General features: G+C 68.6%; 27 protein-coding genes and 1 tRNA gene. 24 read left to right on the forward strand and 4 right to left on the reverse strand.

The genetic code is table 11. From position 1 onward, the window contains the following. Positions 1–29 precede the first annotated feature (29 nt). The 11 genes from hisB to tatC all read left to right on the forward strand — a co-directional run bounded on the left by hisB (position 30) and on the right by tatC (position 6,094). Positions 30–626 carry an imidazoleglycerol-phosphate dehydratase HisB gene (gene hisB, locus VFE82_RS16725; protein ID WP_325001446.1) on the forward strand — a complete coding sequence of 199 codons (597 nt, stop codon included), beginning with the start codon at positions 30–32 and terminating at the stop codon, positions 624–626. A 35-nt stretch (positions 627–661) separates the two neighbouring features. Next, on the forward strand, positions 662–1,306 hold the full coding sequence (hisH, locus tag VFE82_RS16730) for an imidazole glycerol phosphate synthase subunit HisH (RefSeq protein ID WP_325001447.1): 645 nt from the start codon (positions 662–664) through the stop codon (positions 1,304–1,306). 60 nt (positions 1,307–1,366) lie between these two features. Then, positions 1,367–2,110, forward strand: coding sequence for a 1-(5-phosphoribosyl)-5-[(5-phosphoribosylamino)methylideneamino]imidazole-4-carboxamide isomerase (gene hisA / locus VFE82_RS16735; protein WP_325001448.1), 744 nt, complete (start codon positions 1,367–1,369; stop codon positions 2,108–2,110). A gap of 53 nt (positions 2,111–2,163) precedes the next feature. Beyond that, positions 2,164–2,943, forward strand: coding sequence for an imidazole glycerol phosphate synthase subunit HisF (hisF, locus tag VFE82_RS16740; protein WP_325001449.1), 780 nt, complete (start codon positions 2,164–2,166; stop codon positions 2,941–2,943). A gap of 77 nt (positions 2,944–3,020) precedes the next feature. Continuing rightward, positions 3,021–3,410, forward strand: a complete 390-nt coding sequence (gene hisI, locus VFE82_RS16745; protein WP_325001450.1) for a phosphoribosyl-AMP cyclohydrolase — start codon at positions 3,021–3,023, stop codon at positions 3,408–3,410. Between the two features lie 4 nt (positions 3,411–3,414). Then, positions 3,415–3,783, forward strand: a complete 369-nt coding sequence (locus VFE82_RS16750) for a phosphoribosyl-ATP diphosphatase (RefSeq protein WP_325001451.1) — start codon at positions 3,415–3,417, stop codon at positions 3,781–3,783. Beyond that, complete coding sequence (locus VFE82_RS16755) at positions 3,780–4,136, forward strand: hypothetical protein (RefSeq protein ID WP_325001452.1); 357 nt, start codon at positions 3,780–3,782, stop codon at positions 4,134–4,136. Before VFE82_RS16750 ends, VFE82_RS16755 begins: the two co-directional genes overlap by 4 nt. A gap of 5 nt (positions 4,137–4,141) precedes the next feature. Next, positions 4,142–4,501: a histidine triad nucleotide-binding protein gene (locus VFE82_RS16760; RefSeq protein ID WP_325001453.1), complete on the forward strand. Its 360-nt coding sequence runs from the start codon at positions 4,142–4,144 to the stop codon at positions 4,499–4,501. 78 nt (positions 4,502–4,579) lie between these two features. Next, on the forward strand, positions 4,580–4,819 hold the full coding sequence (gene tatA / locus VFE82_RS16765; protein WP_325001454.1) for a Sec-independent protein translocase subunit TatA: 240 nt from the start codon (positions 4,580–4,582) through the stop codon (positions 4,817–4,819). A 25-nt stretch (positions 4,820–4,844) separates the two neighbouring features. After that, positions 4,845–5,306: a Sec-independent protein translocase protein TatB gene (gene tatB, locus VFE82_RS16770; protein WP_325001455.1), complete on the forward strand. Its 462-nt coding sequence runs from the start codon at positions 4,845–4,847 to the stop codon at positions 5,304–5,306. Next, positions 5,306–6,094: a twin-arginine translocase subunit TatC gene (gene tatC, locus VFE82_RS16775; protein WP_325001456.1), complete on the forward strand. Its 789-nt coding sequence runs from the start codon at positions 5,306–5,308 to the stop codon at positions 6,092–6,094. Before tatB ends, tatC begins: the two co-directional genes overlap by 1 nt. 8 nt (positions 6,095–6,102) lie before the next feature. Here the strand turns inward: tatC and VFE82_RS16780 are convergent, their stop codons facing one another. Next, entirely contained in the window at positions 6,103–7,257 is a 1,155-nt protein-coding gene (locus tag VFE82_RS16780; protein WP_325001457.1) for a S1C family serine protease, read from the reverse strand. 92 nt (positions 7,258–7,349) lie between these two features. Here VFE82_RS16780 and VFE82_RS16785 point away from each other — a divergent pair, with 92 nt between their 5' ends. Both VFE82_RS16785 and pdxA read left to right on the forward strand, forming a co-directional pair. Further along, on the forward strand, positions 7,350–8,108 hold the full coding sequence (locus VFE82_RS16785; protein WP_325001511.1) for a Nif3-like dinuclear metal center hexameric protein: 759 nt from the start codon (positions 7,350–7,352) through the stop codon (positions 8,106–8,108). Then, positions 8,105–9,172 carry a 4-hydroxythreonine-4-phosphate dehydrogenase PdxA gene (gene pdxA / locus VFE82_RS16790; protein ID WP_325001458.1) on the forward strand — a complete coding sequence of 356 codons (1,068 nt, stop codon included), beginning with the start codon at positions 8,105–8,107 and terminating at the stop codon, positions 9,170–9,172. Before VFE82_RS16785 ends, pdxA begins: the two co-directional genes overlap by 4 nt. On the opposite strand, the gene mscL is transcribed toward pdxA, so the two are convergent. Beyond that, positions 9,162–9,608: a large conductance mechanosensitive channel protein MscL gene (gene mscL / locus VFE82_RS16795; RefSeq protein ID WP_325001459.1), complete on the reverse strand. Its 447-nt coding sequence runs from the start codon at positions 9,606–9,608 to the stop codon at positions 9,162–9,164. The two genes, pdxA and mscL, sit on opposite strands and share 11 nt — an antisense overlap. Positions 9,609–9,742: 134 nt before the next feature. Here mscL and petA point away from each other — a divergent pair, with 134 nt between their 5' ends. The 6 genes from petA (at position 9,743) to VFE82_RS16825 (ending at position 13,894) form a co-directional block, all read left to right on the forward strand. Then, positions 9,743–10,345: a ubiquinol-cytochrome c reductase iron-sulfur subunit gene (petA, locus tag VFE82_RS16800; RefSeq protein WP_325001460.1), complete on the forward strand. Its 603-nt coding sequence runs from the start codon at positions 9,743–9,745 to the stop codon at positions 10,343–10,345. A gap of 11 nt (positions 10,346–10,356) precedes the next feature. Then, positions 10,357–11,769, forward strand: coding sequence for a cytochrome bc complex cytochrome b subunit (locus VFE82_RS16805; RefSeq protein WP_325001461.1), 1,413 nt, complete (start codon positions 10,357–10,359; stop codon positions 11,767–11,769). Between the two features lie 16 nt (positions 11,770–11,785). Continuing rightward, positions 11,786–12,553, forward strand: a complete 768-nt coding sequence (locus VFE82_RS16810) for a cytochrome c1 (protein ID WP_325001462.1) — start codon at positions 11,786–11,788, stop codon at positions 12,551–12,553. 91 nt (positions 12,554–12,644) lie between these two features. After that, positions 12,645–13,256 (forward strand): glutathione S-transferase N-terminal domain-containing protein, encoded by a 612-nt coding sequence (locus VFE82_RS16815; protein WP_027100926.1) that lies wholly within the window; start codon positions 12,645–12,647, stop codon positions 13,254–13,256. Positions 13,257–13,276: 20 nt separating this feature from the next. Then, positions 13,277–13,786 (forward strand): ClpXP protease specificity-enhancing factor, encoded by a 510-nt coding sequence (locus VFE82_RS16820; protein WP_325001463.1) that lies wholly within the window; start codon positions 13,277–13,279, stop codon positions 13,784–13,786. Between the two features lie 33 nt (positions 13,787–13,819). Next, positions 13,820–13,894, forward strand: a tRNA-Thr gene (locus VFE82_RS16825). Positions 13,895–14,149: 255 nt separating this feature from the next. Here VFE82_RS16825 and VFE82_RS16830 read toward each other — a convergent pair. Further along, entirely contained in the window at positions 14,150–14,458 is a 309-nt protein-coding gene (locus VFE82_RS16830; RefSeq protein WP_325001464.1) for a DciA family protein, read from the reverse strand. Positions 14,459–14,482: 24 nt separating this feature from the next. Here VFE82_RS16830 and VFE82_RS16835 point away from each other — a divergent pair, with 24 nt between their 5' ends. Both VFE82_RS16835 and secA read left to right on the forward strand, forming a co-directional pair. After that, positions 14,483–15,454, forward strand: coding sequence for a M23 family metallopeptidase (locus VFE82_RS16835; protein ID WP_325001465.1), 972 nt, complete (start codon positions 14,483–14,485; stop codon positions 15,452–15,454). Positions 15,455–15,572: 118 nt separating this feature from the next. Next, positions 15,573–18,359, forward strand: a complete 2,787-nt coding sequence (secA, locus tag VFE82_RS16840) for a preprotein translocase subunit SecA (protein WP_325001466.1) — start codon at positions 15,573–15,575, stop codon at positions 18,357–18,359. A gap of 61 nt (positions 18,360–18,420) precedes the next feature. On the opposite strand, the gene VFE82_RS16845 is transcribed toward secA, so the two are convergent. Next, positions 18,421–19,386, reverse strand: a complete 966-nt coding sequence (locus VFE82_RS16845) for a response regulator (RefSeq protein WP_325001467.1) — start codon at positions 19,384–19,386, stop codon at positions 18,421–18,423. 164 nt (positions 19,387–19,550) lie between these two features. On the opposite strand from VFE82_RS16845, the gene VFE82_RS16850 reads away from it, so the two are divergent. The 3 genes from VFE82_RS16850 (at position 19,551) to VFE82_RS16860 (ending at position 21,998) form a co-directional block, all read left to right on the forward strand. Next, on the forward strand, positions 19,551–20,213 hold the full coding sequence (locus VFE82_RS16850) for a helix-turn-helix transcriptional regulator (protein ID WP_325001468.1): 663 nt from the start codon (positions 19,551–19,553) through the stop codon (positions 20,211–20,213). Between the two features lie 64 nt (positions 20,214–20,277). Continuing rightward, positions 20,278–21,228 (forward strand): hypothetical protein, encoded by a 951-nt coding sequence (locus tag VFE82_RS16855; RefSeq protein WP_325001469.1) that lies wholly within the window; start codon positions 20,278–20,280, stop codon positions 21,226–21,228. Beyond that, the gene (locus VFE82_RS16860; RefSeq protein ID WP_325001470.1) at positions 21,225–21,998 is read left to right on the forward strand and encodes a type III pantothenate kinase; all 774 of its coding nucleotides are present in this window, start codon (positions 21,225–21,227) and stop codon (positions 21,996–21,998) included. The genes VFE82_RS16855 and VFE82_RS16860 overlap by 4 nt, the downstream gene beginning before the upstream one ends. Positions 21,999–22,003: the final 5 nt, after the last annotated feature.

Genomic DNA, 22,003 nt, shown 5'->3' on the forward strand with positions numbered 1-22,003 from the left:
CACTGCGCCCCAGGCACGGAGGAGTCCAATTGAACACCGAGCGCACCGCCGAGATCACCCGCAACACCGCCGAGACCCGCATCACGGTGCGCGTCGGGCTGGACGGCACCGGCCAGGCGCGGTTGGCCACCGGCATCGGCTTCTTCGACCACATGCTCGACCAGATCGCCCGCCACGGGCTGATCGATCTCGACATCCAGGCGCAAGGGGATCTGCACATCGACGGCCACCACACGGTCGAGGACGTAGGCATCACCCTGGGCCAGGCGGTGGCCCGCGCCGTGGGCGACAAGAAGGGCATCCGCCGCTACGGCCATGCCTATGTTCCCTTGGACGAGGCGCTCTCGCGCGTGGTGATCGACTTCTCCGGCCGCCCGGGCCTGGTCATGAACGTGCCGTTCAAGAGCGGCATGATCGGCACCTTCGACACGCAGCTGGCGCACGAGTTCTTCCAGGGTTTCGTCAACCACGCATTCGTGACGCTGCACATCGACAACCTGCGCGGCGAGAACGCCCACCACCAGTGCGAGACGGTGTTCAAGGCCTTCGCGCGGGCCCTGCGCGCCGCGGTGGAACTCGATCCCCGCGCCGCCGGCACGATCCCTTCGACCAAGGGTTCCCTCTAGCTTCCGACGGGCCCTGGCGGCCCCTTCCGATCCACATGAAAACCGTCGCTGTCGTCGATTACGGCATGGGCAACCTGCGTTCGGTGTCCCAGGCCGTGCTCCATGCGGCCCAGGACAGCGGATTCCAGGCCGTGATCACCTCGCGCCCCGAGGAAGTCCGGGCGGCCGATCGCATCGTGCTGCCAGGGCAGGGCGCCATGCCCGATTGCATGCGCGAGCTGCGCGACTCGGGGCTGCTGTCCGAAGTGCTGGAGGCGGCCGCCAACAAGCCGCTGTTCGGCGTGTGCGTGGGCATGCAGATGCTGCTGGATCGCAGCGAGGAGGGGCCGAGCGACGGTCTCGGGTTGATCGGCGGCCAGGTGCTGCGCTTCGACCTCGCCGGCCGGCGGCAGCCCGATGGCAGCCGCTTCAAGGTGCCGCAGATGGGCTGGAACCGGGTCGCGCAGACGCAGCCGCACCCGATGTGGGACGGCCTCGCCGACGGCGAGTGGTTCTACTTCGTCCACAGCTTCTACGCCAAGCCGTCGGATGCGCGCCACAGCGCCGGGGAAGCGGATTACGGCGGGCGCTTTACCGCCGTGCTGGCCCGCGATAATATTTTCGCGACCCAGTTCCACCCCGAAAAAAGCGCCGACGCCGGTCTGGCCCTCTACCGAAACTTCCTGCGCTGGAACCCCTGACAGCCGCTCGCGCCATCCCCGCGTGCCTTGCGCGCCCCTCGTGACCATCCCCACCGCCCCATGCTCCTCATTCCCGCGATCGACCTGAAGGACGGTCATTGTGTCCGCCTGAAGCAGGGCGACATGGACCAGGCCACGGTCTTCAGCGAAGACCCCGCCGCCATGGCGCGGGCCTGGCTGGACAAGGGCGCGCGCCGCCTGCACCTGGTGGACCTGAACGGCGCGTTCGCGGGCAAGCCGCAGAACTTCGCGGCGATCAAGTCCATCCTCAAGGCCGTGGGCGACGAGATCCCGGTGCAGCTGGGAGGCGGCATCCGTGACCTGGACACCATCGAGAAGTACATCGACGGCGGGCTGCGCTACGTGATCATCGGCACCGCGGCGGTCAAGAACCCGGGCTTCCTGAAGGACGCCTGCAGCGCCTTCGGCGGCCACATCATCGTGGGTCTGGACGCCAAGGACGGCAAGGTCGCCACCGACGGCTGGAGCAAGCTGACCGGCCACGAGGTCGTGGACCTGGCGCGCAAGTTCGAGGACTGGGGCGTCGAGTCGATCGTCTACACCGACATCGGCCGCGACGGGATGCTGACCGGCATCAACATCGAGGCCACCGTCAAGCTGGCCCAGGCGCTGCACATCCCGGTCATCGCATCGGGCGGCCTGTCCTCGCTCACCGACATCGAAAAGCTGTGCGCCGTCGAGGACGAGGGCATCGAGGGCGTGATCTGCGGGCGCGCCATCTACTCGGGCGACCTCGACTTCGCCCAGGCCCAGACCAAGGCCGACGAACTCTCCAAGGGCTGAGCCCGCCACGTGCGGGCCGCCATGCGCTGCGCCCACTGACCGGAACATCCGACATGCTCGCCAAGCGCATCATCCCCTGCCTCGACGTGACCGGCGGCCGCGTGGTCAAGGGCGTCAACTTCGTCGAACTGCGCGATGCCGGGGATCCGGTGGAGATCGCCGCGCGCTACAACGAGCAGGGCGCGGACGAACTCACGTTCCTGGACATCACGGCCACCAGCGATGGCCGCGACCTGATCCTGCACATCATCGAGGCGGTCGCTTCGCAGGTCTTCATCCCCCTGACCGTGGGCGGTGGTGTCCGCACCGTCGAGGACGTCCGCCGCCTGCTCAACGCCGGTGCCGACAAGACCAGCTTCAACTCGGCCGCGATCGCCAATCCGGACGTGATCAGCGCGTCGTCGGCGAAGTACGGCGCCCAGTGCATCGTGGTCGCGATCGATGCCAAGCGACGCTCCGACGAGGAGGCAGCTGCCCGCGGACCCGGCTGGGACGTGTACAGCCACGGCGGGCGGCGCAACACGGGGCTGGATGCCGTCCAGTGGGCGTCCGAGATGGCCCGCCGCGGCGCCGGCGAGATCCTGCTGACCAGCATGGACCGCGACGGCACCAAGTCGGGATTCGATCTCGACCTGACGCGGGCCGTCAGCGACGCGGTCGACGTCCCCGTGATCGCCTCCGGCGGCGTCGGCAACCTGGAGCACCTGGCCGACGGCGTGCAGCGTGGCGGCGCCGATGCGGTGCTCGCCGCGAGCATCTTCCACTACGGCGAGTACACGGTCGGGCAGGCCAAGGCCCGCATGGCCGAGCGCGGCATTCCGGTGCGGCTCTGACCCTCCGGCGCGCCATGCCGCCGCACGCACGGGGCGCTGGCGCCTGAAGCGGCTCCTCGATGAGGGACAATCAGGGCATGGATTGGCTCGACCAGGTCAAGTGGGATGCGGCAGGGCTCGTGCCGGTGATCGCGCAGGAGCGCGCCACCGGCGACGTGCTGATGTTCGCCTGGATGGACCGCGAGGCACTGCGCCGCACCGCGGAGAGCCGCCGCGCCGTGTATTTCAGCCGTTCGCGCCAGCGCCTGTGGCCCAAGGGCGAGGAGTCCGGCCACGTGCAGGAGGTGCACGAGATCCGGCTCGATTGCGACAACGACGTGCTGCTGCTGAAGGTGACGCAGCACGGCCACGACCCGTCCATCGCCTGCCACACCGGCCGTCACAGCTGTTTCTTCCAGCTTCACGACGGCGGCGTCTGGCGTACGGTCGAGCCGGTCCTGAAGGACCCCGGCACCATCTACAAGTGAGGCCATGACTTCCAACGACTCCCTGGCGCGCCTGGCGTCCGTCATCGAAAGCCGCAAGCAGGTCAACGGCGGCGACCCCGAGCGCAGCTACGTCGCACGGCTGCTGCACAAGGGTCCCGACGCGTTCCTCAAGAAGGTCGGCGAGGAAGCCACCGAAGTGGTGATGGCCGCCAAGGACGTCGACCACGGCGGCGACCGGCGCAAGCTGGTCGGCGAAGTGGCCGACCTCTGGTTCCACAGCATGATCGCGCTGGCGCACTACGGGCTCGCGCCGTCCGACGTGATCGCCGAGCTGGAGCGCCGCGAGGGCACCAGTGGCATCGAAGAGAAGGCGCTGCGCAAGGCACAGTGGCGCGAAGGGGCGGGCGAGTGAGCCAGACCGACTTCGCGAACTTCGGCACCAAGACGCCCGGCGACCGCACGGTGATGCACGTGCTCTACGGGTTGCACACGCTCGCATGGCCGAGCCTGGGCACGCTCGCCGTCATCGCCCTCATCGTCAACTACGTCAAGCGCGCCGACGAGGACGATCCCCTCTACCTGGCCCACCACGGCTACATGATCGCCACGTTCTGGTGGTCGTTGCTGTGGATGGTGCTCACCTCGCCGCTGTACCTGCTGTTCATCTTCCCCGGTGTCGCGGCGCATGCCGTCGTGGGGCTGTGGTACCTGTACCGCTGCATCCGCGGATGGCTGCGCTTCAACGACGGCCGGCTACCCCGCTGAGCGCCATGACCCACGACCCGGACTGCATCTTCTGCAAGATCGTCGACGGCAAGATCCCGTCGCGCAAGGTCTACGAGGACGACGAGATCCTCGGCTTCCACGACATCCATCCCTGGGCGCCGGTGCACTTCCTGCTCATTCCGAAACGGCATGTGACGTCGCTGGCGCACGTGGACGATTCCCATGCGCCACTGCTGGGGCGCATGCTGGCGCTGGCGCCGCGCCTGGCCGAGCAGGAAGGCTGCAATCCGTATCCCGAGGGCGGCCACCGCGTGGTGATCAACACCGGGCGCGAAGGCGGCCAGGAAGTCCACCACCTCCACATCCACGTGATGGGCGGCCCGCGTCCCTGGCTCAAGGGCTGAAGCCCGCGCGGGCTGGGGTCTTGGACGACCCCGACAGCAGCGCCGACTAAAATCACCGCATTCATTCAGGAGTAATCCATGGGTTCCTTTTCCATCTGGCACTGGCTGATCGTCCTGCTGATCATCGTGCTGGTATTCGGCACGAAAAAGCTCAAGAACATCGGCTCCGATCTGGGCGGTGCCGTCAAGGGCTTCAAGGAAGGCATGAAGGACGGCTCGGCCCCCGAGACGCCCGTTCCCCCGGCCAGCCAGGTGACCGGCACCACCGCGCAGCCCGAGAAGACGACCATCGACGTCGAGGCTCGCAACAAGTCGTGACGACAGCGGCAGGAGCCTGCGCGAAGTGATCGATCTCGGCATCTCCAAGATGGCGCTCATCGGGGCAGTGGCATTGATCGTCATCGGCCCCGAGAAGCTGCCGCGCGTCGCGCGCACCGTCGGCACCCTGCTGGGCAAGGCCCAGCGCTACGTCAATGACGTGAAGGCGGAGGTGAACCGCTCGATGGAGCTGGACGAGCTGCGCAAGATGAAGGAGAGCGTCGAAAGCGCCGCCCGCGACGTCGAGAACTCGGTGCGCACCGGCGCTGCCGACTTCGAGAAGCAGTGGTCCGACGCGATCGCCGCTCCCGAGGTGCAGCCGCTGCCCGAGCCGCCGGCCGTGCCCGAGTACAAGCATCCCAAGAAGAAGTGGCGCCTCAAGCAGGGCGCCACGCCCCAGTGGTACAAGGCGCGCAACGGCATCCGCACCCGCGCGCTCTCGGGTGCGGCGCGTGTGGCGCGCTACCGCCCGAAGAAATTCGACTGATGTCCCAACCCGAATCGGAAGACGAACTCGCCGGCACCGAGCAGCCCTTCGTCGCCCACCTGGTCGAACTGCGCGACCGGCTGATCAAGGCCGTCATCGCCGTCGGCATCGCCGCCGCCGCACTGGCCTTGTGGCCCGGCCCTTCCGCGCTGTACGACATCCTGGCCGCACCGCTGGTCGCGCACCTTCCGAAGGGCGCCACCCTGATCGCCACCAACGTCATCTCGCCGTTCGTGGTGCCGCTCAAGATCATGTTCATGGCAGCCTTCATGATCGCGCTGCCCGTCGTGCTCTACCAGGCCTGGGCCTTCGTGGCGCCGGGCCTGTACTCGCACGAGAAGCGGCTGGTGCTGCCGCTGGTGATCTCCAGCACCCTGCTGTTCCTCATCGGCGTGGCGTTCTGCTACTACTTCGTGTTCGGGCAGGTGTTCCAGTTCATCCAGAGCTTCGCGCCCAAGAGCATCACCGCGGCACCGGACATCGAGGAGTACCTCAGCTTCGTCATCGGCATGTTCCTCGCCTTCGGCTTGGCCTTCGAAGTGCCGGTGGCGGTCATCCTGCTGGTGCGCATGGGCGTGGTCACCGTGGCGCAGCTGCGTGCCTGGCGCGGCTACTTCTGGGTGGTGGCCGCGATCGGCACCGCGCTGGTCACGCCCCCGGATGCGGGCTCCATGCTCATCCTGCTGGCGGTCGTGGGCGGGCTGTACGAGGTCGGCATCGTCGCGGCCCAGGTGTTCGTCAAGCGCACCGCCGCGCCTGCCGAGAAATCGGCCGCCACCGACGCCTGAGCGGCGCGTCAGCGCTGCTGCTGGGGGCGCTGGGGCCTCGGCCGCAACCCCGGCGTCACGTTCACCTGGACCGACTCGTCGCGGCGTTGCAGGCGGAAGGGCGTCTGGGTGCCGGGCTTGAGGGCGGCCACGTTGGTCAGCAGCTCCGACACGTTGCCGATCTGCCGGCCAGCCACCTCCACGATCACGTCGCCCGGCCGGATGCCTGCCTGGGCCGCCGGGCCGTTCTGCAGCACGCCGGTGATGAGCACGCCCTGGCGCGCCTTGACGCCGAAGGTCTCCATCAGGTCGGGCGACAAGTCCGCCGGCTCGACGCCGATCCAGCCGCGGCGCACGACGCCTTCCTTGACGATGCCCTCGAGCACCTGCTTGGCGGTGGACACCGGGATGGCGAAGCCGATCCCCATGCTGCCGCCCGAGCGCGAATAGATGGCCGTGTTGATGCCCATCAGCTGCCCGTTCACGTCGACCAGCGCGCCGCCCGAGTTGCCCGGGTTGATCGCTGCATCCGTCTGGATGAAGTTCTCGAAGGTGTTGATGCCCAGCTGGTTGCGCCCGAGCGCGCTGACGATGCCGCTGGTGACCGTCTGGCCGACACCGAAGGGGTTCCCGATGGCCAGTACCTGGTCGCCCACCTGCACCGAGTCCGAGTTGCCCAGCGTGATCACCGGCAGCCGTTCCAGTGCGATCCGCAGGACCGCCAGGTCGGAATCGGGGTCCGTGCCGATGACCTTCGCGGTCGCCGTGCGGCTGTCGTTCAGGGTGACCTCGATCTCGTCCGCGCCCTCGACGACGTGGTTGTTGGTGAGGATGTAGCCATCCGGGCTGATGATCACGCCGCTGCCCAGGCCGACCTGCGGCTGGCCGCCCTGCTCGCCGAAGAAGAAGCGGAACCAGGGGTCGTTGGCGTTGGGCCGGCCCGGGGCGGCCTTGCTGGTGTTGATGCTCACCACGGCCGCGGATGCGCGCTGCGCCGCCTGGCGGAAACTGCCGACCGGGGTCGGTGAATTGGCCGGCTGGGGCGCCTCGATCAGCGACACGCCCGTGCTCTGCGTCAGCGTGGTGGGCCGGCGCAGCCACTCGGGCTTGAGGGTGCCGACCACGAAGTAGGCGGCCAGGAGGACGGTGACGGTCTGGGCGAACAGGAGCCAGTAGCGGCGCATGGAGGACAGGTGCGGATGGATCGGGCGAGTGTAGATCGGGGGCCGGCCGCCCGGGTGTGGGCCACAATCGCGCTTTGCTCACCGCTTCCGCCATGGTCCCACGCCAGCGTCTCGCCCAGGCCTTCGACGAGCTGCTCCAGCCGGGGCGGTTCAAGGATTACGGCCCCAACGGCCTGCAGGTCGAAGGGCGCGCGACCGTGCAGCGGATCGTCTCCGGCGTCACCGCCAGCCGCGCGCTCATCGAGTCGGCCATCGCTGACGGCGCCGACACGCTGGTGGTGCACCACGGCCTCTTCTGGCGCGGCCAGGACGGCCGCGTGACGGGATGGATGAAGCAGCGGCTGGCGCTGCTGCTGGCGCACGACATCAACCTGTTCGCCTTCCACCTGCCGCTCGATGCCCATCCCGAGCTGGGGAACAACGCCCAGTTGGGGCGGATCCTCGGCCTGCGGACCACCGGCCGCTTCGGCGAGCAGGAGCTCGGCTTCCTCGGGGAACGCTCCGAGGGGGGCGGGTTCGCCAGTCCGCAGGCCCTGGCCGGGCACGTGCGGCAGGTGCTCGGCCGCGAGGTGACGCTGGTCGAGGGTGCCGCCGGTCCGGTCGAGCGCATCGGCTGGTGCACCGGCGGCGCGCAGGGGTACTTCGAGGACGCCATCCGCGCCGGCGTCCAGGCCTTTCTCACCGGTGAGATCTCCGAGCCGCAGGCGCACTATGCGCGCGAGTGCGGCGTCAGCTTCCTCGCATGCGGCCACCACGCCACGGAGCGCTACGGCGCTCCCGCGCTCGCCGGTCACGTGGCGGCCATGCTGGGGCTGGAGCACCGCTTCATCAACGTGGACAACCCTGCATGAGCGCCGATGCACTGCGTCCGCTGGCCGTCACGCTGGGCGACCCGGCGGGCATCGGCGGGGAGATCATCGCCAAGGCATGGCGCGATGCGCCGGACGTCACGGCCGGCTGTTTCGTGGTCGGCGACCTGGTCCACCTGCGGCGTGCGGCGGCGGTGCTGCAAGGACCTGGACAGCCCTCGCTGCCGATCGCGATGATCGAAGCTCCCGACGAGGTCGGGCACGTGCCGCCGCGCTGCATCCCGCTGCTGCAGGTCGGCCCGGAGCGCGTGGCCGCAGTGCCCTGGGGGCGCGTCGATCCGGTGGCCGGGAGGATCGCCGCCGATGCCGTCGTCTGGGCTGCGCAGGCAGCACTGCGGGGCGACATCGCGGGCCTGGTCACGGCGCCGCTCCACAAGGAGGCGCTCGCCGCCGCCGGGGTGGACTTCCCCGGCCACACGGAGCTGCTCCAGGCCGAGGCTGCCCGGCATGCGGGCGTGGACATCGCGCGGCTTCCGGTGCGGATGATGCTGGCCAATGACGAGTTGCGCACGGTGCTGGTGAGCATCCACGTGTCCTTGCGCGATGCCATCGCGGCCGTCACGCGCGAGCAGGTGCTCCAGACCCTGCGCATCACGCACGGGGCGCTGAGCCGCATGCTGGGGCGGCCGCCGCGCATCGGCGTGGCCGGGCTGAATCCGCACGCGGGCGAGGGCGGCCTGTTCGGGCGGGAAGAGCTAGAGGTGATCGCCCCGGCCATCGGAGCCGCACGGGCCGAGGGCATCCAGGCGAACGGTCCGCATGCTCCCGACACCGTCTTCATGCGGGCGCGCGCGACCGCTGGCCGTCCCGGCGAGTTCGACGTGGTGGTGGCGATGTACCACGACCAGGGCCTGATCCCGGTGAAGTACCTGGGGGTGGAGCAGGGCGTCAACGTGACGCTCGGGCTGCCGCTGGTGCGCACCAGCCCCGACCACGGGACCGCCTTCGACCTGGCAGGCACCGGCCGGGCCGACCCGTCGAGCCTGCTGCAGGCGATCCGGGTCGCCCGCGAGCTGGCGCAGGCGGGCGGGCCGGCTACTTCCTGAGGCTGTCGCGGATCTCGCGCAGCAGCACGATGTCCTCCGGCGGTGCGGACGGCGGCGCCGCGGCGGATGCGGCGGCGGCCGACTGGGCGTGCCGGTGCCGCAGCCGGTTGATCTGCTGGACCATCAGGAAGATCACGAATGCCAGGATGAGGAAGTTGACCACCACGGTCACGAAACTGCCCCAGGCGAACACCGGCACGCCGGCCTTCACCAGGTCGGGCAGGTTGCGCGGGACGCCCTCCGGAATCCGGCCGAGCACCACGAACTTGCTGCTGAAATCCAGATCGCCGGTGACCACGCTCACCAGCGGCATGATCACGTCCTTGACCAGCGAATCCACGATCTTGTTGAAGGCGGCGCCGATGATCACGCCGACCGCCAGGTCGACCACGCTGCCCTTGACCGCGAACTCGCGGAACTCCCTGAGAATGCCCACCACCAGCTCCCTTTTGACTCGGCAGCGGAGTATCGCGGATGCCCGCGATCGGCGCATCGCGGACTGGAATCGAGGGGATACGCTCCGCTACAATCGCGGGTTGACCTTACAAGCGACCCCCATTCGAGGACCCCATGAGTGACACCCCAGTGGACTCCAGCAAGCGGACGTGGTTGATCGCGTCGGGCTGTGCTGGCGCGGCAGGCGCAGCGTTCACCGCCGTACCCTTCGTGAGCAGCTTCCAGCCGTCCGAGCGGGCCAAGGCCGCCGGGGCGCCGGTGGAGGTCGACATCGGGGCGCTCAAGCCGGGTGAGAAGGTCACGGTCGAGTGGCGTGGCAAGCCGGTCTGGATCCTCAAGCGCACGCCCGAGATGCTGGCATCGCTGAAGAAGACCGACGCCCAGGTCGCGGACCCGAAGTCCGAGCGCAAGGCGTTCCCCACCCCCGAATACGCCCGCAATGAATACCGCTCGATCAAGCCCGAGGTGTTCGTTGGCGTGGGCATCTGCTCGCACCTGGGCTGCTCGCCCACCGACCGCCTCCAGGCCGGCCCGCAGCCGTCGCTGCCGGACGACTGGCAGGGCGGCTTCCTGTGCCCGTGCCATGGCTCCACCTTCGACCTGGCCGGCCGCGTCTTCCGCAACAAGCCCGCGCCCGACAACCTCGAGGTCCCGCCCCACATGTACCTGTCCGACACGCGCCTGCTGATCGGCGAGGACAAGAGCACCAAGGCGTGAGCGAGGCGAACATGGCTGAATTCAAGGACATCTCCCCGAACGCCAGCGTCGGCCAGAAGCTGGGCAACTGGTTCAACAACCGGTTCCCCTCGGCCGGCGAGCAGCTGCGCTACCACGTCACCGAGTACTACGCGCCGAAGAACTTCAACTTCTGGTACTTCTTCGGCTCGCTGGCCCTGCTGGTGCTGGTGATCCAGATCGTCACCGGCATCTTCCTGGTGATGCACTACAAGCCGGACGCCAACCTGGCGTTCGCCTCCGTCGAGTACATCATGCGCGACGTGCCCTGGGGCTGGCTGGTGCGCTACATGCACTCCACCGGCGCCTCGGCGTTCTTCGTGGTGGTCTACCTCCACATGTTCAAGAGCCTGATCTACGGCAGCTACCGCAAGCCGCGCGAGCTGGTCTGGCTGTTCGGCTGCGCGATCTTCCTGACCCTGATGGCCGAGGCCTTCATGGGCTACCTGCTGCCCTGGGGCCAGATGTCCTACTGGGGGGCGCAGGTGATCGTGAACCTGTTCTCCGCCATTCCGTTCATCGGTCCGGACCTCGCGTTGCTGATCCGCGGCGACTACGTAGTGAGCGATGCCACCCTGAACCGATTCTTCAGCTTCCACGTGATCGCGGTGCCGCTGGTGCTGCTCGGCCTGGTGGTGGCCCACCTGCTGGCCCTGCACGACGTCGGCTCGAACAACCCCGATGGTGTCGAGATCAAGGGTCCGAACGCGCCGCGCGACGCCAATGGCCATCCGGTCGACGGCATCCCGTTCCATCCGTACTACACGGTGCACGACCTGATGGGCGTGACGGTGTTCCTGATGGTCTTCTCCGCGATCATCTTCTTCGCGCCCGAGTTCGGCGGCTACTTCCTGGAGTTCAACAACTTCATCCCGGCCGACCCGCTGAAGACGCCGCCGCACATCGCGCCGGTCTGGTACTTCACGCCGTTCTATTCGATGCTGCGTGCCATCACCAGCGAGATGATGTACGCGCTCATCCTGTGCGTGGTCGCGGCCGCCGCCTTCGTCTTCATGAAGTCGCGCATCTCGGTGATCGGCAAGGGCATCGTGGCCGTGGCCGCCGCGGTGGCGATCGCGCTCATGCTGGCCATCGATGCCAAGTTCTGGGGCGTGGTCGTGATGGGCGGCGCCGTGATCATCCTGTTCTTCCTGCCCTGGCTGGATGCCAGCCCGGTGCGCTCGATCCGCTACCGCCCCAACTGGCACAAGTGGATGTACGGCCTGTTCGTGGTGAACTTCCTGGTCCTGGGCTACCTGGGCGTGCAGCCGCCGTCGCCGCTGGGCGAGCGCGTCTCGCAGATCGGCACGCTGTTCTACTTCGGCTTCTTCCTCCTGATGCCGTGGTGGAGCCGGCTGGGTGCCTTCAAGCCCGTGCCGGAGCGCATCACCTTCGCCGCGCACTGATCCGGGGACGTCAAGAATGAAAAAGCTGCTTCTTTCCCTGGCGCTGTCGCTGGCCGCGGTGCTCCCGTTCACGCCGGCCCAGGCGGCCGGCTCCGAAGGCGTGGCGTGGGACCGCGCGCCCAACCTGACCAACGATCTGCCGGCCCTGCAGAACGGCGCCAAGATCTTCGTCAACTACTGCGTGGGCTGCCACTCGGCCGCGTTCATGCGCTACAACCGCCTGCGTGACATCGGCCTGTCCGAGCAGCAGATCAAGGACAACCTGCTGTTCACCACCGACCGGGTGGGCGACACGATCAAGGCCGCCATCGACCCGAAGCAGGCCAAGGAATGGTTCGGCGCCAACCCGCCCGACCTGACCCTGATCGCCCGCTCGCGCTCGGGGCACGGTGGTACCGGCGCCGACTATCTGTACACCTTCCTGCGCACGTTCTACCGCGACCCGACCAAGGCCACGGGCTGGAACAACCTGGCGTTCCCGAACGTCGGCATGCCGCACGCGTTGTGGCAGCTGCAAGGCGTGCGCGAGCCGGTGTTCGAGCAGGAGAACAGCCATGGCCACGAGGTCCAGGTGTTCCGCGGCTGGAAGCAGGTCACTCCTGGGGCGATGACCCCGGTCCAGTACGACCAGGCCGTCGCGCAACTGGTGGCTTACCTCCAATGGATGGGCGAGCCGACCCAGAACGATCGCGTCCGCATCGGTGTCTGGGTGCTGCTGTTCCTGCTGGCCTTCACGGTGATCGCCTGGCGCCTGAACGCCGCATACTGGAAGGACGTGCGCTGACGCCGCGCACGGGCTGTTGTCGATGAAGGACACGGTCTGGCGCCAGCCAGACCGTGTTTTCACTTTGGTTTGAATTGAGGAGCCATTGACCATGATGGTGCTGTATTCGGGCACGACCTGCCCCTTCTCCCACCGCTGCCGCTTCGTCCTGTTCGAGAAGGGCATGGACTTCGAGATCCGCGACGTGGACCTCTACAACAAGCCGGAAGACATCAACGTGATGAACCCGTACGGCCAGGTCCCGATCCTGGTCGAGCGCGACCTCATCCTGTACGAGTCGAACATCATCAACGAGTACATCGACGAGCGCTTCCCGCATCCGCAACTCATGCCTGGCGATCCGGTCGACCGCGCCCGGGTGCGCCTGTTCCTGCTCAACTTCGAGAAGGAGCTGTTCGTGCACGTCAGCACGCTCGAGTCGCGCGCTTCCAAGGGCAACGAGAAGGCGCTGGAGAAGGCCCGTTCGCACATCCGCGACCGCCTCACCCAGCTCGCCCCGGTGTTCCTGAAGAACAAGTACATGCTCGGCGAGAACTTCTCCATGCTCGACGTCGCCATCGCGCCGCTGCTGTGGCGCATGGACTACTATGGCATCGAGTTGTCCAAGAACGCCGCGCCGCTGCTGAAGTACGCCGAGCGCATCTTCTCGCGCCCGGCGTACATTGAAGCCCTGACGCCCTCCGAGAAGGTGATGCGCAAGTAAGCGCTGCGCCCGAAGACACGATGAACGCCCTGGAATCCACGTCCACGCGCCCGTACCTCATCCGGGCGCTGTACGACTGGTGCACCGACAACGGACTCACGCCGTATGTCGCGGTGCAGGTCGACGACACGGTCCAGGTGCCGCGCGAATACGTCAAGAACGGCGAGATCGTGCTGAACATCAGCTTCGATGCGACGAGCTCGCTCAAGCTGGGCAACGAGTTCATCGAGTTCAAGGCCCGCTTTGCCGGCAGCGCGCGCGAGATCATCGTTCCCGTCAACCGGGTGATCGCGATCTACGCGCGCGAAAACGGACAGGGGATGGCGTTCCCGGTGCCGGCCGCCGCTGCCCTGCCGGGCGAGGAGCCGCAGCGGCCGTCCCCGCTGTCCAGCGTGCCTGCCGCCGGCGCACCTGCCGACACCGAAGCCAAGATCGTCCAGCTGGTGACACCCGAGGCGCCTGCCGGCTCGGGCACCGAGCCGCCGAAGCCGCCGTCAGGGCCGCGTCCCGCCCTCAAGCGGGTCAAGTGACCGCCCCGCGGCCGCGTCCTAGAATCAACCCGCGCCGATTTAGCTCAGTGGTAGAGCAACCGCCTTGTAAGCGGTAGGTCGTCAGTTCGATCCCGACAATCGGCACCATTCGCCGCCGGTCCTCCCGGCCGGCCCGGCGCCACGCCACTCCGTCCCACCCGCCTGTCCGCGCTGCGCATCCGCGCTGCGTGAACGCGCCTGCTGCAATGCGCTGCAGCTGCACGCCGGCCTTGCTGTCAGGATGATCAAGTGTCGTGATCGCCACTGCCCCGGCCCGGCCAACGTGCGATGCACCGTGCAGAACCGATGGTCGCCGTGCGGGCCCGACAACCGGCGCGCGTCGGCCGCCGGACGGCGGCGCCCTCACCGGGTCCGCGCTTGGACCTTGATGCGGATTCCGCTAACCTGCCAGCCAAGGCTGTTGAGCTTGGTCTGCAGTGCAGGGAGCACCTGCCGCAGCTTCGCAGCCGCGGCGTTGCCCTCGACCAGCAGGCACCAGTCCCCACCATCGATGGGACCGGGCTTGATGCAGGAGCGCAGCGTCGGAGGGATCAGGGATTCGACTGCCTTGAGCCGCTCCCCGGAGTCGCGCGCCAGCTCCGCCAGCCTCGCCAGCGTCGGCGAGTCCTCGGCGGCCTGGAGCACGGAGACCGGGTGCAGTTTGTGCGTCATGGCAGCGTCAAGGAGGAGAGGGAAGTGAATTTCATTATCACGGACACGTGGCTCGCAAGAAGCCGCGCCGTCCATCTGAGCGGTACGCGGCTGATGCTGGTGCTGGCGGCGGCCTCGCTGGCCCTCATGCTGACGGCAGCGGCGCTCTACCACCTGGTGATCGTGACGGGAGCGCGCGAGGGCTGGCCTGTGATCGGGACGCTCGGGCGCCTGGTGGTCAAGGACGAGTCCGCGCAGCGCGACCGCTTCCTGCGCGAGAACCTCGACGCCATGGCGCGCAAGGTCGGCGAGATGCAGGCCAAGCTCGTGCAGCTGGAAGCGCTGGGCGAGCGCGTGTCGGGCCTGGCGGGCGTGAACCCGGCCGAGATCAAGACGGCACCCGGCCGAGGCGGCGCACTGGTGTCGGGGCATCCGTTGTCGATGGAAGAACTGCAGGCGACGCTGGCCGACCTGGACGAAGTGACCGGTGAGCGCGTGGACCTGCTGACGGTGATCGAGTCGCGGCTGCTGGACCAGAAAGTGCGCAAGCTGATGATCCCGACCCAGCACCCGGTGCGGCATGGCCACCTCGGCTCGCCCTTCGGGTGGCGCATCGACCCGTTCACCGGCCGCCAGGCGCTGCACACCGGACTGGACTTCCAGGCCGAGACGGGCACGCCGATCGTGGCGGCGTCCGGCGGCGTGGTGGTCACCCAGGAGCTGCACCCCGCCTACGGCAACATGGTCGAAGTCGACCACGGCAACGGCCTCATCACCCGCTACGCCCACGCCTCGCGCGTGTGGGTCCGCCGCGGCGACATCATCAAGCGCGGCCAGAAAATCGCCGACGTCGGCACCACCGGCCGCTCCACCGGCCCGCACCTGCATTTCGAGGTGCTCGTCGGCGGCATTCCGCAGGATCCCCAGAAGTTCCTGAACGCCGGGTTGAACCTCAAGGACCGTGACCCCGTGGCCAGCGCGGCCGCACGGGTGCTCGGGGAACACGCCGGACGGTAAAATCGCCAGCTTTGCCGCGGACCGGTGCTTGCACGGGTCGGCGGCAGCCCCATCTGCTGCAGCATAAGGATTGCGCTGCCCTGCGGGCCCGCTCGGGCGGCAGGGCAGCATCGCGTTCATGGCCAAGAACTTCCTCACCCAGATTTTCGGTTCCCGCAACGACCGCCTGCTCAAGCAGTACCGCCGCGTGGCGGAACAGATCGGCGCGCTGGAGCCGCAGTACGAGAAGCTGAGTGACGAACAGCTGCGCGGCAAGACCCAGGAACTGCGCGACCGGGTCGCGGGCGGCGAGACGCTCGACGCCCTGCTGCCCGAGGCCTTCGCACTGGTGCGCGAGGGCTCCAAGCGCGTCATGAAGATGCGGCACTTCGACGTGCAGCTGCTGGGCGGCATGGCGCTGCACAACGGCAAGATCGCCGAGATGCGCACGGGCGAGGGCAAGACGCTCACGGCGACGCTGGCCGTCTACCTGAACGCGCTGTCTGGCAAGGGCGTCCACGTGGTCACGGTCAACGACTACCTGGCCAACCGCGATGCGCAGTGGATGGGCAAGCTGTACAACTTCCTCGGCCTGACCGTCGGCGTCAACCTGCCGCAGATGGCACGCCCCGAGAAGCAGGCGGCCTACGCCGCCGACATCACGTACGGCACCAACAACGAGTTCGGCTTCGACTACCTGCGCGACAACATGGTGTACGAGCCCGGCGACCGCGTGCAGCGCGGGCTGAACTACGCCATCGTCGACGAGGTGGACTCCATCCTGATCGACGAGGCGCGTACGCCGCTGATCATCAGCGGCCAGGCCGAGGACCACACCGAGCTCTACGTGGCGATGAACCAGGTGGTGCCGCTGCTCACGCGCCAGGAAGGCGAGGCCGACCCGCGCACCGGCGAGGGCGTCACCAAGCCCGGCGACTTCACCGTCGACGAGAAGACGCACCAGGTCTTCCTGACCGAGCAGGGGCATGAGAACGCCGAGCGCATCCTCAGCAGCCTGGGGCTGCTGTCCGAGGGCGCGTCGCTCTACGATCCGGCCAACATCACGCTGATGCACCACCTGTACGCGGCGCTGCGGGCCAAGCACCTGTACCACCGCGACCAGCACTACGTGGTGCAGCGCGGCGAGGACGGCCAGCCCGAAGTGGTGATCGTCGACGAGTTCACCGGCCGCCTGATGGCCGGCCGCCGCTGGAGCGACGGCCTGCACCAGGCCGTGGAAGCCAAGGAAGGCGTGCCGATCCAGCCGGAGAACCAGACACTGGCCTCGATCACGTTCCAGAACTACTTTCGCCTCTACACCAAGCTGTCCGGCATGACCGGCACGGCGGACACCGAGGCCTACGAGTTCCAGGAGATCTACGGCCTGGAGACGGTGGTGATCCCGCCGAACCGCCAGAGTCGCCGCGAGGACCAGCTCGACCGGGTCTACAAGACCACGCGCGAGAAGTACGAGGCCGCGATCCAGGACATCCGCGAGTGCCACGAGCGCGGGCAACCCGTGCTGGTGGGAACGACTTCGATCGAGAACTCGGAGATCATCGACCAGCTGCTCACCAAGGCGGGCCTGCCGCACCAGGTCCTGAACGCCAAGCAGCATGCCCGCGAGGCCGACATCGTCGCGCAGGCGGGTCGCCCCAAGATGATCACGATCGCCACCAACATGGCGGGCCGCGGCACCGACATCGTGCTGGGCGGCAACGTCGAGAAGGCGATCGAGGCGGTGGAGGCCGACGCGTCGCTGGATGCGTCCGCGAAGGAGGCGCGCATCGCCGAACTGCGCGCCCAATGGCAGAAGGACCACGAACAGGTGGTGCAGCTGGGCGGCCTGCGCATCATCGCGACCGAGCGCCACGAATCGCGCCGCATCGACAACCAGCTGCGCGGCCGCTCGGGCCGCCAGGGCGACCCGGGCTCCTCGCGCTTCTACCTCAGCCTGGACGATCCGCTGATGCGTATCTTCGCGGGCGACCGCGTGCGCGCCATCATGGACCGCCTGAAGATGCCCGATGGCGAGGCGATCGAGGCCGGCATCGTCACGCGCAGCATCGAGAGCGCGCAGCGCAAGGTGGAAGCGCGCAACTTCGACATCCGCAAGCAGCTGCTCGAGTACGACGACGTGTCGAACGACCAGCGCAAGGTGATCTACCAGCAGCGCAACGACATCATGGACGCGCCGGACCTGGCCGCCCAGATTGCCGCCCTGCGCGAGGGCTGCTTCACCGACCTCGTGCACCAGTACGTGCCGCCCGAGTCGGTCGAGGAGCAATGGGACATCGCGGGGCTGGACAAGGTGCTGGCCGAGGAATGGGGCATTGAGCTCGGGCTGGCCAGGATGGTCCAGGAATCGTCCGCCGTCACCGACGAGGATGTGCTCGAGAAGGTGCTCGCCGCAGCCAACGAGGCGTTCGACCGGAAGGTGGCCGAGATCGGACCGCAGAACTTCACCCAGTTCGAGCGCGTGGTGCTGCTGCAAAGCATCGATTCACACTGGCGCGAACACCTGGCCGCGCTCGACTACCTGCGCCAGGGCATCCACCTGCGCGGCTACGCGCAGAAGCAGCCGAAGCAGGAATACAAGCGCGAGGCATTCGAGCTGTTCGGCCAGCTGCTGGATTCGGTCAAGAACGAGGTCACCAAGGTCCTCATGACGGTGCGCGTGCAGTCGGGCGAGCAGCTCGACCAGGCTGCCGAGGACATGGAGGAACGGGCCGAGCGCATCGCCAACGTGACCTACACCGCCCCGAACGAGACCGGCGAGGCCGAGTCCCGGCTCGACGAGAGCACGGCAGTCCATGCCGCCGCCGGTGCCGCAGCTGCCGTGGCAGCGCCGCGCGTGGGCCGCAATGATCCCTGCCCGTGCGGCAGCGGCAAGAAATACAAGCAGTGCCACGGCAAGCTCGCCTGAAGCGAGCTGGCACGGAGCAGGCGCGGGCGAGAGGCTGCGATGACCGCGCGCCGCCGCGGGATCAGGCGTCGACGCGGCGGCGGGATTGCCGGCCCAGCCAGCGGCTGTAGCAGCCGTCGCCAACGGCGGCGTGCGGCAGGTCGAACATGGCACCCAGCAGTTCCTGCTGGCTGCCGAACGCGATCGCGTCGCTGACCAGCACCGGCCGTTGCAGCACGGCGGCGAGCTCCACGTTCGCGAGTTTGCGACCCAGCGCGATGTCTTCCACCAGCGGGCCCTTGACGCCCGCGATCGCCGCGACCTCCGCCAGCCCGGGCAGGTCCTTCGGCGCTTCCAGCTGCAGCCAGCTGGCGAAACCGGCGGCGTCCAGGCCCAGCACGCCGAACGGCTCGCCGACCACCACGTGCTCGATCCAGCGGCGCGACGCGAACTCCGCCAGTTCCTGGGCCACGGTGGGTTCGCGCAGCACCGCGTGGTGGTCCGGCGTGAGCGTGGCGCGCCAGGTCTGCGCGTGTCGCGGATGCGGGGTGGCCAGCAGGCGCTGCATCACCTGCACCAGGTGACGCGACATGTCGGGCATCTGCTTGGCGATGAACTGCTCGATGAGCCCGCGGTTGAACGCGTTGACCGCGACCTGCTCGTCAGCCTGCCCGGTGAGCAGGACGCGGGCGCCAGACCACTCGGACAGCTCCGACAGGACCTGCAGGCCGTCCATGCCCGGCATCGAGAAATCGACCACGCCGACACGGGTGAGGGCGTAGCGTTCCGTGGCGCGCGCCCAGTAGTCCAGGATCTGCGGCACCAGCGGACGGCCGTTGCGCCACTGGTCGATCATGTCCTGCTGGTTCCACGCGTCCGCCTCCCAGAAGGGCGGCTCGGCCCGCAGCTTGGCGATGCAGTCCTGCGGATGGACGAACAGCCGCACGTGCCACTGGCGCGGCAGGACCAGGGCCAGCATCTCGAGATAGTCCGGGTCGTCGTCGAGGAAGACGATCGTGCCGGGTCGGTGAAACAGCGGGAAACTCATGCGCGGCGGGGAACGCGGGCGACGCGCGCGCCAGGACGCGCAAGCAGGCGGTACGGGGTTCGGTCGGGACGCGGGTTCATGGGGGTGACGTGCGAGGCCTGGCGCGGGGCCGTCTCGTTGCTGCTATTGTCTCAGCCCATTCGATGTCCACACGCTTGCCCCCGGTGACCCCTGTTAACTTTGACAGTGTCGACCTGGACACGGTGCTGAGCGAATGGCTGGGTGCGCTGCAGGAGTTTCCGGTCGAGGCGGTCGTGGTGCTGGGGCCCGATCCGTTCGGCGGCAGGGAGGACCGGCAGGTCCTGGCGGTCCATCCGCCGGCACTCGGCGCGGCCGCGCGGGGCTTGGCCCAGAGCCGCGAATTCGGCGTGACCTGGCGCGATTCCGACGCCTCGCTGGTCGCCTGGCAATCGTTGTCGCGGCCGGATGCGGAGTCGGGTGACTGGCGCGCCCTGTGGCGCGGGCAGGGCTTTCGCAGCCTGGTGCGGGTGGGCCTGCCGCTCCCGGGTGGCCGTGCCTTCGAGTGCTTCCTGTTCAGCCGCCGCGAGCTGAACGACCGGGCGGACGCCGCGGCCCTGGTGTGGTCGACGCTGAACGTGTGGCCGACGGTGAAGCGCTCGATCGGCGGCCAGTGTTCGCGGCTGAGCCCGCGCGAGCGCGAGTGCCTGGCGCTCGCATTCGAGGGCCTGACGGCGCGCGAAAGTGCCGAGCGGCTGCAGTGTTCCGACCGGACGGTGAACTACCACCTGTCCAATGCCATGTCCAAGCTCAAGGTGGACAACAAGCTCGGCGCCATCCAGCGCGCCTGCTGGCTGGGCGCGATCTGAACGCCGCTTGGTCGCGGATCGGTGCGGCGGTATATTGGCGCACCTCGGCCATGCGTCCCTTGTCATGAGCTCCACCGACGATCGCACCGCATCCCTCATGACACCGGCCAAGCTCGCCCAGGTGCAGGGCGCTGCGCGCGCCCCCGTCGATGCCACGGCCTTCCTGGACCGGATGGCGACCGACGTCGGTCACCAGCACCTGCGGCGCCTCTCCCAGCTGCGGTCCGACCTGGCCTCTTCGATCCGCACCGCCAAGGAGGCGTCGGCATTGCCGGCGATGCATCGCCTGGCCGAGGAACTCGAGATGCTGGATTTCGCGCCGCTGAAGGCGGGCGGCTGGTGGGCCGGACTGACAGGCCGCCGACACACCGCGGGCGAGGCGTTCGCGGCCCGCTTCGAGGAGGCCGACCGGGTGGCGCAGGGCCTGGTCACCACGCTCGGGTCCGTCCACAAGCGGCAGCAGGCGCTGGGCGCCTCCTCGGAGCGGATGCTGCTGGAGTTCGAGGTCGAGTACCGGGCGCTCGACAAGATCATGGACCAGGGCACGCGCTGGTTGCAGGACATGCGCGCGCAGTTGCGCGCGCGCGGGGGCGACATCACCGGCGACCCCGATGTGCAGCGCCAGCTCGCTCAGGACGGCGCGCGTTGCGACCTGCTGCTCGAACGCCTGAAGCTGCTGCGGGCGGTCGCTTCGGCAGCGCGCCAGGCGCACGAGGAGCTGCGCGCTGCAGCGGCCCGCCGCGCCGGGATCATGAAGGCAGCCGTCGGCGCGCTCTCGGGCCAGGTCCAGGGCTGGCGTGGACGCGTGGGCGGCCTCGCTGCGCTGGCGCCGGCCGGCAAGGCGGGCCGGGCGGCCGTCGACGAGGCCGCGCAGGTGCACGGCCAGGTCCTGCAGCGGCTGCACGAGCTCCTGGTCGAGGGCGCCGAGCTCAAGCTGCAGGAGAACGCCTGCGCGCAGGCCCTGGCGCAACTCGACGAACAACTCGGCGCGGCCGGTCTGGCGGCGCCGGCGTGACCTTCCTGGCCATCGACATCGGCAACACGCGCCTGAAGTGGGCGTTGTACGAAGACGCGCACCCGGGCGCCACCCTGCTGGCGCAGGGTGCCGAATTCCTGGAGCAGATCGACACGCTCGCCGAGGGGCCGTGGACCGGATTGCCCACCCCGCAGCGCATGATCGGCTGCTCGGTCGCGGCGGACGCGGTGCGCCGCCGCGCCGAGACCCAGATGGACGAGCTGTGGGATGTGCCGGCGCAATGGGTGCACGCCAGCTCGGCCGAGGCCGGGCTCATGAACGGGTACGACCATCCGGCGCGCCTGGGCGCCGACCGCTGGGTGGCGATGATCGGCGCGCGGCATCGCATGCTGGCGCGGGGTGCGGCCCGGCCGATGGTCGTGGTGATGGTGGGCACGGCCGTCACCGTCGAGGCGGTCGACACCAGCGGGCGCTTCCTGGGCGGCTTCATCCTGCCCGGTCACGGCATCATGCTGCGCGCACTCGAGTCGGGCACGGCCGGTCTGCACGTGCCCACCGGCGATGTGCGGGCGTTCCCCACCAACACCAGCGACGCGCTCACCAGCGGCGGCACCTACGCCATCGCCGGGGCGATCGAGCGCATGGTCCAGCACGTGCGCAGCCATTGCGCGGCCGACCCGGCATGCTTCATGACCGGCGGCGCCGGCTGGAAGATGGCGCCCCACATGTCCGTCGGGTTCGAACTGGTCGACAGCCTCATCTTCGACGGCCTGCTCGAGATCGCCCGGCACCGGTTCGCGCCGCTCTGAGCCGG

The sequence above is a fragment of the Ramlibacter sp. genome, assembly GCF_035655895.1.
GTDB lineage: Bacteria > Pseudomonadota > Gammaproteobacteria > Burkholderiales > Burkholderiaceae_C > Ramlibacter.

What these genes read in the sequence shown, in the direction of transcription:
- VFE82_RS16830 (WP_325001464.1), bottom strand. Translation starts at nt 14,458, where the DNA reads ATGACGCACAAACTGCACCCGGTCTCCGTGCTCCAGGCCGCCGAGGAC.
- VFE82_RS16750 (WP_325001451.1), top strand. Translation starts at nt 3,415, where the DNA reads ATGACTTCCAACGACTCCCTGGCGCGCCTGGCGTCCGTCATCGAAAGC.
- VFE82_RS16845 (WP_325001467.1), bottom strand. Translation starts at nt 19,386, where the DNA reads ATGAGTTTCCCGCTGTTTCACCGACCCGGCACGATCGTCTTCCTCGAC.
- tatC (WP_325001456.1), top strand. Translation starts at nt 5,306, where the DNA reads ATGTCCCAACCCGAATCGGAAGACGAACTCGCCGGCACCGAGCAGCCC.
- VFE82_RS16785 (WP_325001511.1), top strand. Translation starts at nt 7,350, where the DNA reads ATGGTCCCACGCCAGCGTCTCGCCCAGGCCTTCGACGAGCTGCTCCAG.
- hisA (WP_325001448.1), top strand. Translation starts at nt 1,367, where the DNA reads ATGCTCCTCATTCCCGCGATCGACCTGAAGGACGGTCATTGTGTCCGC.
- VFE82_RS16780 (WP_325001457.1), bottom strand. Translation starts at nt 7,257, where the DNA reads ATGCGCCGCTACTGGCTCCTGTTCGCCCAGACCGTCACCGTCCTCCTG.
- hisH (WP_325001447.1), top strand. Translation starts at nt 662, where the DNA reads ATGAAAACCGTCGCTGTCGTCGATTACGGCATGGGCAACCTGCGTTCG.
- VFE82_RS16810 (WP_325001462.1), top strand. Translation starts at nt 11,786, where the DNA reads ATGAAAAAGCTGCTTCTTTCCCTGGCGCTGTCGCTGGCCGCGGTGCTC.
- VFE82_RS16760 (WP_325001453.1), top strand. Translation starts at nt 4,142, where the DNA reads ATGACCCACGACCCGGACTGCATCTTCTGCAAGATCGTCGACGGCAAG.
- VFE82_RS16820 (WP_325001463.1), top strand. Translation starts at nt 13,277, where the DNA reads ATGAACGCCCTGGAATCCACGTCCACGCGCCCGTACCTCATCCGGGCG.
- hisI (WP_325001450.1), top strand. Translation starts at nt 3,021, where the DNA reads ATGGATTGGCTCGACCAGGTCAAGTGGGATGCGGCAGGGCTCGTGCCG.
- tatA (WP_325001454.1), top strand. Translation starts at nt 4,580, where the DNA reads ATGGGTTCCTTTTCCATCTGGCACTGGCTGATCGTCCTGCTGATCATC.
- pdxA (WP_325001458.1), top strand. Translation starts at nt 8,105, where the DNA reads ATGAGCGCCGATGCACTGCGTCCGCTGGCCGTCACGCTGGGCGACCCG.
- VFE82_RS16815 (WP_027100926.1), top strand. Translation starts at nt 12,645, where the DNA reads ATGATGGTGCTGTATTCGGGCACGACCTGCCCCTTCTCCCACCGCTGC.
- petA (WP_325001460.1), top strand. Translation starts at nt 9,743, where the DNA reads ATGAGTGACACCCCAGTGGACTCCAGCAAGCGGACGTGGTTGATCGCG.
- hisF (WP_325001449.1), top strand. Translation starts at nt 2,164, where the DNA reads ATGCTCGCCAAGCGCATCATCCCCTGCCTCGACGTGACCGGCGGCCGC.
- VFE82_RS16805 (WP_325001461.1), top strand. Translation starts at nt 10,357, where the DNA reads ATGGCTGAATTCAAGGACATCTCCCCGAACGCCAGCGTCGGCCAGAAG.
- secA (WP_325001466.1), top strand. Translation starts at nt 15,573, where the DNA reads ATGGCCAAGAACTTCCTCACCCAGATTTTCGGTTCCCGCAACGACCGC.
- VFE82_RS16855 (WP_325001469.1), top strand. Translation starts at nt 20,278, where the DNA reads ATGAGCTCCACCGACGATCGCACCGCATCCCTCATGACACCGGCCAAG.